The organism is Enterococcus sp. DIV0806c, assembly GCF_051710905.1.
GTDB classification, from domain to species: domain Bacteria; phylum Bacillota; class Bacilli; order Lactobacillales; family Enterococcaceae; genus Enterococcus_B; species Enterococcus_B mundtii.
The window spans coordinates 1,393,968-1,407,221 of the sequence record NZ_JBIOLO010000001.1; the positions used below are offsets into that span (position 1 = coordinate 1,393,968).

The 13,254-nt window shown below is 40.6% G+C and carries 13 protein-coding genes; 11 read left to right on the plus strand and 2 right to left on the minus strand.

The window, feature by feature from the left end; all coding sequences use genetic code 11:
• The first annotated feature begins 38 nt into the window (after nucleotides 1-38).
• From IGK77_RS06750 to pheT, 3 genes are all read left to right on the plus strand, one after another.
• Nucleotides 39-380 (plus strand): winged helix-turn-helix transcriptional regulator, encoded by a 342-nt coding sequence (locus IGK77_RS06750; protein ID WP_019724054.1) that lies wholly within the window; start codon nucleotides 39-41, stop codon nucleotides 378-380.
• Nucleotides 381-688: 308 nt separating this feature from the next.
• The gene (gene pheS, locus IGK77_RS06755; RefSeq protein ID WP_071867821.1) at nucleotides 689-1,732 is read left to right on the plus strand and encodes a phenylalanine--tRNA ligase subunit alpha; all 1,044 of its coding nucleotides are present in this window, start codon (nucleotides 689-691) and stop codon (nucleotides 1,730-1,732) included.
• Between the two features lie 4 nt (nucleotides 1,733-1,736).
• A complete protein-coding gene (pheT, locus tag IGK77_RS06760) occupies nucleotides 1,737-4,157 on the plus strand; it encodes a phenylalanine--tRNA ligase subunit beta (protein ID WP_074799678.1) in 2,421 nt (806 codons plus the stop codon).
• A 70-nt stretch (nucleotides 4,158-4,227) separates the two neighbouring features.
• Here the strand turns inward: pheT and trpS are convergent, their stop codons facing one another.
• Nucleotides 4,228-5,241, minus strand: coding sequence for a tryptophan--tRNA ligase (trpS, locus tag IGK77_RS06765; protein WP_019724057.1), 1,014 nt, complete (start codon nucleotides 5,239-5,241; stop codon nucleotides 4,228-4,230).
• A gap of 253 nt (nucleotides 5,242-5,494) precedes the next feature.
• On the opposite strand from trpS, the gene IGK77_RS06770 reads away from it, so the two are divergent.
• From IGK77_RS06770 to cbpB, 8 genes are all read left to right on the plus strand, one after another.
• Nucleotides 5,495-6,232: an amino acid ABC transporter ATP-binding protein gene (locus tag IGK77_RS06770; protein WP_010735594.1), complete on the plus strand. Its 738-nt coding sequence runs from the start codon at nucleotides 5,495-5,497 to the stop codon at nucleotides 6,230-6,232.
• A 13-nt stretch (nucleotides 6,233-6,245) separates the two neighbouring features.
• Nucleotides 6,246-7,061, plus strand: coding sequence for a transporter substrate-binding domain-containing protein (locus IGK77_RS06775; protein WP_019724510.1), 816 nt, complete (start codon nucleotides 6,246-6,248; stop codon nucleotides 7,059-7,061).
• 12 nt (nucleotides 7,062-7,073) lie between these two features.
• Complete coding sequence (locus IGK77_RS06780) at nucleotides 7,074-7,721, plus strand: amino acid ABC transporter permease (RefSeq protein ID WP_071867819.1); 648 nt, start codon at nucleotides 7,074-7,076, stop codon at nucleotides 7,719-7,721.
• 14 nt (nucleotides 7,722-7,735) lie between these two features.
• Nucleotides 7,736-8,392, plus strand: a complete 657-nt coding sequence (locus IGK77_RS06785; RefSeq protein WP_010735591.1) for an amino acid ABC transporter permease — start codon at nucleotides 7,736-7,738, stop codon at nucleotides 8,390-8,392.
• Between the two features lie 214 nt (nucleotides 8,393-8,606).
• On the plus strand, nucleotides 8,607-9,434 hold the full coding sequence (racE, locus tag IGK77_RS06790; RefSeq protein WP_019724592.1) for a glutamate racemase: 828 nt from the start codon (nucleotides 8,607-8,609) through the stop codon (nucleotides 9,432-9,434).
• The gene (gene rph / locus IGK77_RS06795; protein ID WP_074799743.1) at nucleotides 9,434-10,786 is read left to right on the plus strand and encodes a ribonuclease PH; all 1,353 of its coding nucleotides are present in this window, start codon (nucleotides 9,434-9,436) and stop codon (nucleotides 10,784-10,786) included. Before racE ends, rph begins: the two co-directional genes overlap by 1 nt.
• Nucleotides 10,787-11,299, plus strand: a complete 513-nt coding sequence (locus tag IGK77_RS06800; protein WP_071867816.1) for a metallophosphoesterase — start codon at nucleotides 10,787-10,789, stop codon at nucleotides 11,297-11,299.
• Between the two features lie 106 nt (nucleotides 11,300-11,405).
• Nucleotides 11,406-11,912, plus strand: a complete 507-nt coding sequence (gene cbpB / locus IGK77_RS06805) for a cyclic-di-AMP-binding protein CbpB (protein WP_071867815.1) — start codon at nucleotides 11,406-11,408, stop codon at nucleotides 11,910-11,912.
• 278 nt (nucleotides 11,913-12,190) lie between these two features.
• On the opposite strand, the gene IGK77_RS06810 is transcribed toward cbpB, so the two are convergent.
• Nucleotides 12,191-13,108 (minus strand): mechanosensitive ion channel family protein, encoded by a 918-nt coding sequence (locus tag IGK77_RS06810; RefSeq protein ID WP_010735586.1) that lies wholly within the window; start codon nucleotides 13,106-13,108, stop codon nucleotides 12,191-12,193.
• Nucleotides 13,109-13,254: the final 146 nt, after the last annotated feature.

Sequence of the window (13,254 nt, forward strand, 5' to 3'; positions counted from 1 at the left end):
TAAGTAATATGCTATACTCATGAAAAGAGGTGAGTAAGATGGAGCTAACACAGACAGAATTCATTCTGTGTCCCAAATTTGAAAAAACATTCTCGATTTTAGGGAAAAAATGGAATGGATTGATTATCGATGTATTACTCGAAAATGGTCCGCAGCGCTTTGTTGATCTCTCTGCAAAAATCCCGATGGTCAGTGACCGTGTCTTGGTCGAACGATTAAAAGAGCTTGAAAAAGAAAAGATCGTTACCCGTAATTTTTCGTGTAATGAATCCAGCCGTTCAGAATATATGCTGACAGAAAAAGGGGCAGATCTACAAAAAGCGATGGTCCAGTTGCAGCTTTGGAGTGAGAAATGGGTCACACCCGAAGAATGCAGTTGATTTTGCATCAAAAATCTTGTACACTAGTTTTTAGTTGAATAGACAAAAAGAATGTTGACGAAAAAGAGTAGTTTGGCTAAACCAGTATAGGGAGATCTGTCATGGACTGAAAGCAGATCCTGTGTTTGAAAAATGAAGTTCACTTTCCGAGTTCGTCTGAGAGATTTTTCAGACCGGCAGTATATCTGTCGTTATTAAAATGAGTGTACGATCTCGTTGGGATCGTAAATTAGGATGGTAACGCGAAGACCTCGTTCCTTGATAGGAATGAGGTCTTTTTTGTAGTTGAATTTAAAGGAGGAAATCGCATGTCTTTACAAGCACAACTCGAAAGCTTGAAAGAAGCAACGATCGTCAAGATCAAGCAGGCGCAGGATTTGAAAGAACTAAATCAAATCCGTGTCGAAACATTAGGGAAAAAAGGACCGATCACTGAGGTCTTACGAGGAATGAAAGATCTAAGTGCCGAAGAACGTCCGAAAGTGGGAAGCTTTGCCAATGAGATCCGTGATCTATTGACACAAGAAATCGAAGAGAGAAAAGCAGTATTGGAAACCGCTGCAATGAATGAAGCATTAGAAAAAGAAACAATCGATGTCACGCTTCCAGGTCGCTCAGTCAAACAAGGGACACGCCATATCTTGACGCAGATCATGGAAGAAATCGAAGATATTTTTGTCGGCATGGGGTATCAAATCGTTGAAGGATATGAAGTCGAGTCAGACCATTACAACTTTGAACGAATGAATTTACCAAAAGACCATCCAGCGCGTGATATGCAAGATACTTTCTATATCTCAGAAGAAATCTTGATCCGTACGCATACGTCGCCTGTCCAAGCACGTACCATGGAAAAACATGATTTTTCAAAAGGTGCGCTACGCATGATCTCACCAGGAAAAGTTTTCCGACGTGATACGGATGATGCAACACACAGTCATCAATTCCATCAAATCGAAGGATTGGTGATCGACAAGAACGTGACGATGGGTGATCTAAAAGGAACACTTGAAGTCGTGATGAAGAAAATGTTTGGGGAAGATCGCCAAATCCGTTTACGCCCAAGCTACTTCCCATTTACAGAACCATCTGTTGAAGTCGATGTCAGCTGTTTCAAATGCGGTGGTTCAGGCTGTAACGTCTGCAAACACACAGGTTGGATCGAGATCTTAGGTGCTGGTATGGTTCATCCGAATGTCTTGGAAATGTCAGGGATCGATCCTGAAGAATACTCCGGATTTGCTTTTGGACTTGGCCCAGATCGTGTCGCAATGTTACGTTATGGGGTCAACGATATTCGTAATTTCTATCAAAATGACTTGCGCTTCTTAAGTCAGTTCAAGGGGGAGTAAAAGAATGTTAGTATCATATAAATGGCTGAATCAATACGTTGATTTATCAAATGTGACACCGCAAGAACTTGCAGACAAAATGTCAGTCACAGGAATCGAAGTCGAAGGTGTAACTGTACCTGAAGAAGGCTTGAAGAAAATCGTTGTCGGAGAAGTGAAGGAATGTATTCCACATCCTGATTCGGATCATCTATCGATCTGTCAAGTCGACATCGGCGAAGAAGAATTATCACAAATCGTTTGTGGCGCACCAAATGTCAAAGCAGGAATCAAAGTCATCGTGGCTTTACCAAATTCACGGATTGCGGGCAATGTCAAAATCAAAAAAGGCAAGATGCGTGGACAAGTCTCGAATGGGATGATCTGTGCCTTACAAGAAATCGGTTATTCTGACAGTGTCGTACCGAAAGAATATTCAGAAGGCATCTACTATTTGCCACAAGAAGCAGTCAATGGAGAACCAGTCTTTTCTTATCTAGATATGGACGATGCTATCATCGAACTATCGATCACACCTAACCGTGCCGATGCGTTATCAATGAGAGGTGTGGCGTACGAAGTTGGCGCGATCTACCGCCAAACGCCGACATTCAATGATGAAAAATTAGTAGAAGTTGAACGTAAAGCTTCAGAGAAAATTGCGGTAAAAGTAGAAGACGAAGAATTGGTACCAGCATACCAAATCCGCATCATTGAAAACGTCAAGATCCAACCGAGTCCACAATGGCTACAAAATATCTTGATGAATGAAGGAATCCGACCAATCAATAACGTCGTTGATATCACAAACTATATCTTATTATTGTTCGGTCAACCGTTACATGCATTCGACTATGATAAGTTAGGTTCAGAAGAAATCGTGGTGCGTCATGCAGCAGAAGAAGAGAACATCGTGACGTTAGATGGCGAAACGCGCACATTGACCTCAGAAGACTTAGTCATCACGAATGGGCAAGTACCAGTGGCTTTAGCTGGAGTAATGGGGGGACTAGACTCAGAGATTACGGAAACAACGACAACCGTTGCGTTAGAATCTGCTCTATTCGATCCAATCTCGATTCGTCGCACAGCAAAACGTTTCAATTTACGTAGTGAATCATCTGCACGCTTTGAAAAAGGTATCAATAAAGGAACCGTTGGCGAAGCAAGTGATGTTGCAGCGGCGATGATCGTTGCTTTAGCAGGAGGAGAAGTATTACAAGGAGCGGTCAAAGGTTCTGAGTATCAAGCAAAAGAAGTCGAAGTACAGATCACATTGAACCGCATCAACCAGTACCTTGGCACAGCCTTAAATGTCGCTGAAGTAAGTGAGATCTTTGAAGCATTAGGATTCGGCTATCACGTCGATGGAGAAACTTATACTGTTGTTGTGCCTCCAAGACGTTGGGATATCCAGATCGAAGCAGACATCATCGAAGAAGTGGCACGTATTTATGGGTATGATCGTTTGCCTTCAACGTTACCAAGCGGCGAAACAGTTGCAGGTAGTTTGACACAAGAACAAGCGACAACACGAAAGATCCGTACATTACTCGAAGGCAGTGGTCTAACTGAAGCCATTAGTTATGCACTGACAACGGAAGATAAATCTCGTCAATTCGCTTTGAAAGAAACAGCCATCACTCGCTTGGATTGGCCGATGAGCGAAGACCGTTCTGTCTTACGTATGAACCTGATCAGTGGTCTATTGGATAACGTCCAATATAACACTGCACGTAAAAATGCAGATGTCGCATTTTATGAAGTGGGTCGCGTCTTCTATCAAGAAAATGATCCGTTGACTCATCTGCCACAAGAAGTCACTCACGTAGCTCTTGCGGTATCTGGCACATGGGAAGAGAAAAGTTGGCAAAGTAAGCCACAAGCGGTTGATTTCTTTACAGTAAAAGGAATATTAGAGAATGTATTCGAACAACTTTCCATCAAAGAGGAAATCACTTATCAAGCGTTGACAACGATTGATGAGCTTCATCCAGGTCGTACAGCAGCCATTTATTTAGGTGAAACAATGATCGGGTTTGTTGGTCAAGTACATCCTATGACTGCTAAAGCTTACGATATTCCAGAAACGTATGTGGCAGAGTTTGATTTAGCAACAGTCGTGGAAGCATCACAAAAAGGCATCACTTTCCGACCAGTCACAAAATTCCCAAGTGTGACGCGTGACATTGCCATGTTAGTAGCTGAACAAGTGACGAATCAAGAAATCGTCCGCACGATCCAATCAGCTGCTGGCCGATTCTTGACAAATGTCGAACTATTCGATGTCTACCAAGGAGCAAATATTGAAGCAGGGCATAAATCAGTTGCCTATACGTTAAGCTTTGAAAATCCCGAAGCAACGTTGACAGATGAAGAAATCAACCAAGCAATGAGCAAGGTTGAAAAGGCGTTGACAGAAACAGTCGATGCAAGTATTCGTTAAACCTTAATAATAGAAGAAAAAACTGGAACAAAAATCATTCAATGATTTTTGTTCCAGCTTTTTTGTGTGATTACTGATTGAAATAATTGATGCCCATTGCCGCTTTCACTTCAGAAAGTGTGGCTGCCGCAACTTTAGCGGCTTCTTCACTACCATGACGTAAGATATCCATCACGGCTTGTGGGTCCTTCGCCAATTCTTCACGACGTGCGCGGATCGGTGCGAACTCTGCTTCTAATACGTCGATCAAGTAACGCTTGATTTTCACGTCACCGAGTCCACCACGACGATAGTGGGCTTTCATCTCTTCGATTGCTTCTTTGTCTGTACCAAAAACATCTAAGTAAGTAAAGACCATATTGCCTTCGACTTGTCCTGGATCTTGGACATGGATGTGATTTGGATCAGTATACATACTCATGACTTTTTTCTGTAAGACATCGGCAGGATCAGAAATGTAGATGCCATTTCCTAATGATTTACTCATTTTTCCGTTGCCATCGATTCCAGGTAAACGGCCCATCCCTTTAGGAGGGAAGACGCCTTTCGGCTCAACTAGCACTTCACCGTAGGTATGATTGAAGCTTTGGACGATCTCTTGCGTTTGTTCCAACATTGGTTTTTGGTCTTCACCAACTGGTACCAAATTAGCTTTGAACGCAGTGATGTCAGCAGCTTGTGAGACAGGGTAGATAAAAAATCCTGTTGGGACACTTTCGCCAAATTTCTTTTGCTCGATCTCTGTTTTTACGGTCGGGTTACGACGCACACGACCAACACTCACTAAGTTTAAGTAATACATTGTCAACTCAGCTAATTCAGGGATCTGTGACTGGATAAACAATGTTGATTTGGCAGGATCTAAACCAACCGATAAGTAATCTAAAGCAACTTCTAATACATTGGAAGACACTTTTTCAGGGTCTTTCGCATTGTCAGTCAAGGCTTGCATATCTGCGATCATTACGAACAGCTGATTGTTCTCATCCGCTTGCATTTCTACACGTTTTTTCAAGGACCCGACATAATGGCCTAAGTGTAGTTTGCCAGTAGGACGGTCTCCTGTTAAAATAATATTTTTCAAAAAAGAACACCTCTTTGTAATTTCTAAGACTAATACTTAATATCTTACCGTTTTTTTGCAGAATTAACAACAGGATAAACCGAAAATCATTGAAAAAATCAATTAGGAAATCGTTATTTATACAAATGGTAAAAGAAAACAGACAAAGGAATTTTCTTGGAAACTTTACAAGTTGCTTCGCTTTCGGATATAATGTGTTCTATTATATATCTTTAAATGAAATCTTACTAAATAATAATGGGAGTGTAATGTTATGACAATGATTAAATTTGATAGCGTGGAAAAGTATTACGGCAAATTCCATGCGTTGAAAAACATCAATCTTGAGTTTGAAAAAGGGGAAGTTGTCGTTGTCATTGGTCCATCAGGATCAGGAAAAAGTACGATGCTTCGCTGTATCAACGGCTTGGAAACAATCACTTCAGGAAAGCTTTTGATCAATGATGTTGATATTCGCGATAAAAACACAAAATTGACGGAGATTAGAAAAAATGTCGGAATGGTCTTTCAACATTTTAATCTTTACCCCAATAAAACAGTTTTAGAAAACATCACATTGGCACCAATCAAAGTATTAAAACAAGATGAGGCAACTGCTGTAAAAAATGCGGAAAAGTTTTTAAAGACAGTCAATATGCTAGATAAAAAAGATTCCTATCCTTCCATGTTATCTGGTGGACAACAACAGCGTGTAGCGATTGCTCGTGGCTTAGCGATGAATCCCGAAATGCTGTTATTTGACGAGCCAACATCTGCCTTGGACCCAGAGATGATCGGCGATGTCTTGGACGTAATGAAAAAATTGGCAAGAGACGGCATGTCAATGATCGTGGTCACCCATGAAATGGGCTTTGCGAAAGAAGTGGCAGATCGTGTCATTTTTATGGCGGACGGACAAGTATTAGAAGATAGTCGCGATGTGCGCAATTTCTTCGATGATCCAAAAGAAGAACGTGCAAAACAATTTATCAGTAAAGTAATCAATCATTGATAGGAGGAACGATATGCGTAAGACAACATTCACTCGTTTATTATTTCTTTTTGGGCTAGTATTTCTAGTATTGAGCGGCTGTAAAGGTAGCAGTTTGGCAGAAAAAGATATTTTGACTCGTAGCAAAGAAACGAACGAGATCATTTGGGGTGTCAAATACGATACACGATTGTTTGGGATGATGGATATCGAAAGCCGCACAGTTCAAGGGTTTGATATCGATATCGCCAAAGCAATCACGAAGAAGATTTTAGGAGAGGACGGAAAAGCAGAGTTTGTCGAAGTCACTTCTAAAACAAGAATCCCATTATTAAAAAATGGGAATATCGATGCAATCATTGCGACGATGACGATTACCGAAGAACGTAAAAAGCAAGTCGATTTCTCTTCTGTTTATTTTGACGCCGGACAATCATTGCTCGTTGAAAAGGGTAGTCCCATCAAAAGTGTGGAGGATCTAAACGCTGAAACGACTGTTTTAGCGGTAAAAGGCTCGACTTCAGCTGCCAACATCAGAGAACATGCACCTGATGCACGGATCTTGGAGTTAGAGAACTATGCCGAAGCATTTACTGCCTTACAATCGGGGCAAGGCGATGCCATGACAACAGATAATGCGATCTTACTAGGAATGGCAGCGGAGAACCCTAGCTATGAATTAGCAGGAGGAACATTTACCGAAGAGCCTTATGGGATTGCAATCAACAAAGGACAAGAAAATTTCTTGGATGCAGTCAACCAAGCATTAGCAGAAATGGTTGAAGACGGCACCTACGATAAGATTTATGAAAAATGGTTCCCAGATACGACTCAGGGAAAAATTGATTAAGGAGGGAATAAAATGAGTGAATTGATACAAACTTATGGGCCAGCCTTCCTTGATGGATTTAAAGTAACGATCCTATCAAGTGTCTTGGCGCTTTTATTCAGTTTGATCATCGGAACGTTGATGGCGATTTTTCAATTGTCACACAATAAATGGATTCGTGGTTTTGCGAAAGCCTATGTTGAATTTTTTAGGAATATTCCGTTATTGATCATCGTGATGTTCTTCTATGTCGTATTACCACTTTATTGGATCAGCTTTGACGGTTTTCAAGCAGGAACGATCGGGCTGACGATCTATACTTCCGCATTTATTGCAGAAACCGTTCGTTCTGGCATCCAAACTGTGCCAAAAGGTCAAATGGAGGCTGGTCTTTCATCGGGGTTTACTTACTCAGAAACAATGCGTTACATTGTATTGCCACAGGCATTTAAAATCGTTATCCCACCATTAGGCAATCAATTTATCAATTTGGTCAAAAATTCATCGATTTTAGCAATTGTTGCTGGTTTGGATATCATGTACCAAGGGGATTTGATTGCCAGTGAAACCTTCAACACGTTTGATACCTATATCATTGTCGGTTTATTTTACTTGATCATTACCTTACCATTGTCTTATTTGATGGTTTATCTTGAGAAAAAATGGGCAGTTCGTTCATAGAAAGGAGAATCTCAATGGATTTTAGTGGTGCATTTTCATGGATGAATATTCGCTTTTTACTGGAAGGACTAAAAGTAACGATCGAAGTTTCGCTCTTCTCCATCATTTTTAGTTTTCTGATCGGTGGGCTGACAGGTGTTCTTCGTTTTGCGAGTATTCCTTATTTATCAAAAATAGTAGGTTTGATTATCGACATCATTCGTAATCTGCCATTATTGCTTATCATCTTTTTCACTTATTTTGCTTTGCCACAAATCGGTATCCAAATGAACATCTTTTGGTCAGCAGTTGCAGCATTGACAATTTTTGAATCTGCCATGTTATCAGAGATTTTCCGTGCAGGTTTGAATGCTGTGCCGAAAGGTCAGATGGAAGCAGGGCTTTCCACGGGATTAAGCTATGTGGAAACGATGCGTACGATCATCATGCCACAAGCATTCAAGTCAATGATCCCTGCTATCGTCAGTCAGTTGATCTCGTTGATCAAAGACACTTCTTTAGCGGTGATTATCTCGTTGCCAGAATTGACACACCAAGCGCGGATCGTCTACGGTCAAAATACCAATTATGTCTTACCAATGTTCGTTATGATGACTTTCATGTATTTTGTCGTATGTTACGCACTTTCTTTACTTTCTTCTTACCTAGAAAGAAGAAAGTACAGCTATTAGTAGAAAAAATCGTATTTTAAATGGTAATTAAGAAGGAATCCACGAAATTTTTTTAAAAAATTTTTTGTGGATTCCTTCTTACTGTTATCCAAAAATTCCATCGATATACAAGGAGGATCCCAATGTTGGAAAAGAGCCGGAAAGCAGATTGTAGGACTTGATAATTCACGTCAAAAAGTCCACAATATAGAAGGTAGAATTTTTTTGAAAAAGGATGATTCGATTGACAGATAAACGTCCGATCGGTTTTATTGATTCAGGGGTTGGCGGTCTTACAGTCGTCAAAGAAGCATTGAAGCAATTGCCGAATGAAAACATATTATACGTTGGCGATACCGCGCGCTGTCCATATGGACCAAGACCCGCAGAGCAAGTGATCGCTTATACATGGGAAATGACAAATTATTTAGTTGAAAAAGGCATAAAGATGCTTGTGATTGCCTGTAATACGGCAACTGCGGTCGCATTAGAAGAAATCAAAGCAACACTCTCGATTCCAGTGATCGGTGTGATTTTGCCAGGAACGAGAGCGGCAGTCAAGCAGACGAAAAATCATCGAGTAGGGGTGATTGGAACAATTGGTACCGTCAAAAGTGCTGCTTACGAGACGGCATTATTGGATAAAGCACCCGAACTGAAAGTTACCAGCTTGGCGTGTCCAAAGTTTGTTTCAGTCGTAGAAAGTAAAGAATACCGATCATCAGTCGCTAAAAAAATCGTGGCTCAAACTTTGGCTCCATTAGAATTAAAAGGGATCGATACCTTGATTTTAGGTTGCACCCATTATCCGCTCCTTCGCCCAATCATTCAGAATGTTATGGGGGATAAAGTCATGCTGATCGATTCAGGAGCAGAAACGATTGGCGAAGTTTCGATGTTACTTGACTATTTTGAAATCAGTAATTCACCACAAAATGGCCGAACGCTTTGTCAGTTTTATACGACAGGATCAGCTAAAATGTTCCATGAGATTGCCCAAGATTGGTTAGGATTAAAAGAACTGATCGTTGAATCGATTGATTTAGGAGGAAAAGAGCAATGATGCGTCATGACGGAAGAAATGTCCAAGATTTACGTAAAATCACGATTGAAACAAATGTGCTAAAGCATCCAGAAGGATCAGTTTTGATCAGCTTTGGCGATACGAAAGTGATTTGTGCGGCAACGGTTGAAGAGTCAGTGCCCCCCTTTTTAAAAGGGACTGGTAAAGGATGGGTGACAGCAGAATACAGTATGTTACCTCGCGCCACGAATACGAGAAATCGTCGTGAAAGCAGCAAAGGTAAGTTAAGTGGACGGACGATGGAGATCCAACGCTTGATCGGTCGTTCGTTGCGTGCGGTCGTCGATCTCGAGAAACTTGGTGAACGTAGTATCATCGTTGATTGTGACGTGATCCAAGCAGACGGTGGCACACGAACAGCAAGTATTACCGGTGCATTTGTGGCTTTAAGATTAGCAATCGAAAAATTATTACAGACAAAAGTGTTAGCGAATGATCCAATCAAAGAACATTTAGCCGCCATCAGTGTAGGGATTTTAGCTGATGGGACATGTGTGACTGATTTGGATTATCACGAAGACGTGGCAGCGGAAGTCGACATGAACTTAGTGATGACGGAATCAGGCAGATTTGTGGAGATCCAAGGCACAGGCGAAGAAGCTACCTTTGATGGTGAACAATTGAACGAAATGCTTGTTTATGGTAAAACAGCGATCGAATCACTGATTTTTGAACAAAAAAATGTTTTGTTGAGCGAATGGTCAGACACTACGCCTGAACCGACAGAAAAAACGATTGTGATTGCTACTCGAAACGCAGGCAAAGCAGAAGAATTCCGTACCTTATTTGCGAAGGAAGGCTATACAGTCAAAACATTGTTCGATTATCCTGAGATACCTGATGTCGAAGAAACAGGTACAACATTCGAAGAAAACGCCCGGTTAAAAGCAGAAACGATTGCTCAAGTATTGAACCAGCCAGTATTGGCGGATGACTCTGGCCTGAAAGTCGATGCGTTAGGTGGCAGACCAGGAGTTTATTCTGCCCGTTTTGCTGGCGAACATAAGAGTGATGCGGCAAATAACGCAAAACTGCTTTTTGAATTAACCGATGTAGCTGATGAAGAACGCACCGCACAATTTCATTGTACGTTGGTTTTTGCTGAACCAAATAAAGAAAGTTTAGTCGTGGAAGCAGAGTGGCCTGGACGAATTGGTCGGATACCTAAAGGCGAAAATGGCTTTGGCTATGACCCTTTGTTCATTCCTGATGGGTACACTCAAACAGCGGCAGAAATCTCAAGTGAAGAAAAAAATAACCACAGTCACCGAGGCTTGGCCATGGCAAAACTAAGCCAAGTTTGGCAGGCATGGTTGGAAGGAGTGGAGTAGATGCGCTATTTAGTCGTTAGTGACAATCATGGGGATCGAGCAATCATCAAAGAATTGCTGTCCCAATACCAAAATCAAGTTGATTATTTTTTTCATTGCGGTGATTCAGAACTTGACGCAACAGATGAAGTTTGGGAAACTTATTTCGGTGTACAAGGCAATTGTGATTTCGGCACAGACTTTGAGACTAAACGAGTTGTAGATACTGGGCTTGATCGGGTATATATGACTCACGGCCATTTATCGAATGTCCGCTTTGGTTTGACTCAGTTAGCCCTTGAAGCAAAAGAGCAACACGCAACGATTGCTCTTTTTGGTCACACCCATCAACTAGGGTGTGAATTTGAAGAAGGTATCTTGTTCTTGAATCCAGGAAGCATTTCCCAACCTCGAGGAATGATCCAAATCCCAGCATACGCAATCATCGAGAGTACGAAAGAGACACTTGCTGTCCAGTACTATAATCGATCACACAAAAAAATCGATAACATGGCATTTGAATATAAACGCTGACAAACAAACTCTAATTTTTGCTAAAAATAGAAATGTTTGTATAGATTTTGCATCCGTTTTCGGTAAAATAGAGATATTGAAAGAATTTGAAATGGAGGGCCAATACATGATTGGACCAATTGTAAGAGAGTTATTACTGCAAAATCAAGAGACATTTTTGGTTCCAGCAGAAAACGTGGCAAATGTTATGTATCAACATCCGTTATCGCATGGACTATTAGTTTTATCGAAAGTTGGCTACACTAAAATCCCTGTCTTAGGGAAAGATGATCGCTTTGTTGGTCTAGTCAGTCTATCAAATGTTGTCAATAAGATGATGGACCTACAAACAATCAGTATGGAACCATTAGAAGGCCTAACAGTGGCTGATGTAATGGAAACCGATGTACCAACCATTGATGAAAATTGGGAACTAGAAGAAGTTCTTCATTTACTAGTTGATGCTTCGTTCTTGCCAGTCGTCACAGAGGATAAAGTGTTCAAAGGAATCATCACACGAAAAGAGTTACTGAAAGCAGTCAATTACATGGTACACGAATTAGAACGCCAAAATATTGTATCACCAAAAATAGATGTAGATGAATTGAGAGAAAGAATCGATATCGTTAGTTAAAGGTAATTGATCCTACTCACTAAAGATAAAGACATAAAACAAACGAAGCGACGCCCAAAAGTTAGACTATATTTCTAACTTTTGGACGTCGCTTTATTTGTTGTATTAAGGAATGACACGAGTGGGAATAAAGTTGTCCTGAGAATCAAATACTTTAGTCATTTTAGACATTTTTCTAATGATTAAAAAAAGAGGTCAAACCTAAACACTTCTGTTCATTCGGTTTTAGGTGGTAGGAGAGGGCTAATGTCCCACGCCCAGCGTAGACGCTACATAAACTATTTCAACACGATTGGTGTATTTGGGATGCTGTAACCGGCAGCTGTCAGTTCTTTGACATATGAACTCAAAAATTCTTCTTTCAATTCGAACTGTTTACCATTTAAAACGTAGCAGATCGTCCGAATCGCAAAGTTGCTGTTGCCGATATCGACCAATCCAAAGATCGATGGCTCAGTTTGTAATTCCTCTTCGTATTTTACAGCTAACGTTTCATTAACTTTTTGAATGATCTCATAGATCTTATCATAGCCTTCTTCCGGAACGATCCGAATATCAAGAACGACTTGCATATTGGAACGAGAGAGGTTACTGATCGTTGTGATACTACGGTTTGGAATGAAGTGAACGGTACCGTCAACACCTTTGAGTTGCAGTGTCCGGATACCAACGGATACCACGGTTCCTTCGATAGTTAGATTCGTTAATTTGACATAGTCGCCTACGTCCATTTGTTGTTCCATGATGATAAAGAAGCCAGTGATCACATCACTCATAAAGCCTTGTGCCCCTAAACCGATGGCTACTCCGGCAATCCCTGCTCCGGCTAATAGTGAACCAATCGGCACACCAATCACGGATAGGATGGCATAAATAAAGAAAAAGCCAATCGTATAATTGAAAATGGTATTTAAAAGACTTTGTAACGTTTTTAAGCGGCTACCGTTAAGAACGGTTTTTTTTGAATATTGTTTAAAAGATTTGTCGATCAAGTATTTACCGATTCGATTGATGAGTCCAAAAAGAATAATCAAAAAAATAAGGAATAATCCTTTTTGGATCATTGTAGAAAAAATCCCATCCCAATCAATATTATTCCAAAAACGTTGGAACGCATTGAGTTGACTGACCGCTTGATCGGTCAAATTTTCTCCGGTTGAGCTTGTTGTTTCTGCTGTTGCAATGAATGAAAACATAAAATCCCCTTTTCTAATTAGTCTCTTTTGTATTGTAACAAGAACAGCATAAAAATCAAAATAAATCATTAGATAAGCTACCAATCACACTTGCAATAACAAGTGGTTAAAATAAACGATGACAAATGGGAGAGATAGTGCTAAAA

Excerpts from the sequence above, each read along its gene's own strand:
- rph (WP_074799743.1), top strand. The coding sequence starts at position 9,434 with ATGCGTCATGACGGAAGAAATGTCCAAGATTTACGTAAAATCACGATT.
- IGK77_RS06810 (WP_010735586.1), bottom strand. The coding sequence starts at position 13,108 with ATGTTTTCATTCATTGCAACAGCAGAAACAACAAGCTCAACCGGAGAA.
- racE (WP_019724592.1), top strand. The coding sequence starts at position 8,607 with ATGATTCGATTGACAGATAAACGTCCGATCGGTTTTATTGATTCAGGG.
- IGK77_RS06775 (WP_019724510.1), top strand. The coding sequence starts at position 6,246 with ATGCGTAAGACAACATTCACTCGTTTATTATTTCTTTTTGGGCTAGTA.
- IGK77_RS06770 (WP_010735594.1), top strand. The coding sequence starts at position 5,495 with ATGACAATGATTAAATTTGATAGCGTGGAAAAGTATTACGGCAAATTC.
- pheT (WP_074799678.1), top strand. The coding sequence starts at position 1,737 with ATGTTAGTATCATATAAATGGCTGAATCAATACGTTGATTTATCAAAT.
- IGK77_RS06785 (WP_010735591.1), top strand. The coding sequence starts at position 7,736 with ATGGATTTTAGTGGTGCATTTTCATGGATGAATATTCGCTTTTTACTG.
- pheS (WP_071867821.1), top strand. The coding sequence starts at position 689 with ATGTCTTTACAAGCACAACTCGAAAGCTTGAAAGAAGCAACGATCGTC.
- IGK77_RS06750 (WP_019724054.1), top strand. The coding sequence starts at position 39 with ATGGAGCTAACACAGACAGAATTCATTCTGTGTCCCAAATTTGAAAAA.
- cbpB (WP_071867815.1), top strand. The coding sequence starts at position 11,406 with ATGATTGGACCAATTGTAAGAGAGTTATTACTGCAAAATCAAGAGACA.
- IGK77_RS06780 (WP_071867819.1), top strand. The coding sequence starts at position 7,074 with ATGAGTGAATTGATACAAACTTATGGGCCAGCCTTCCTTGATGGATTT.
- IGK77_RS06800 (WP_071867816.1), top strand. The coding sequence starts at position 10,787 with ATGCGCTATTTAGTCGTTAGTGACAATCATGGGGATCGAGCAATCATC.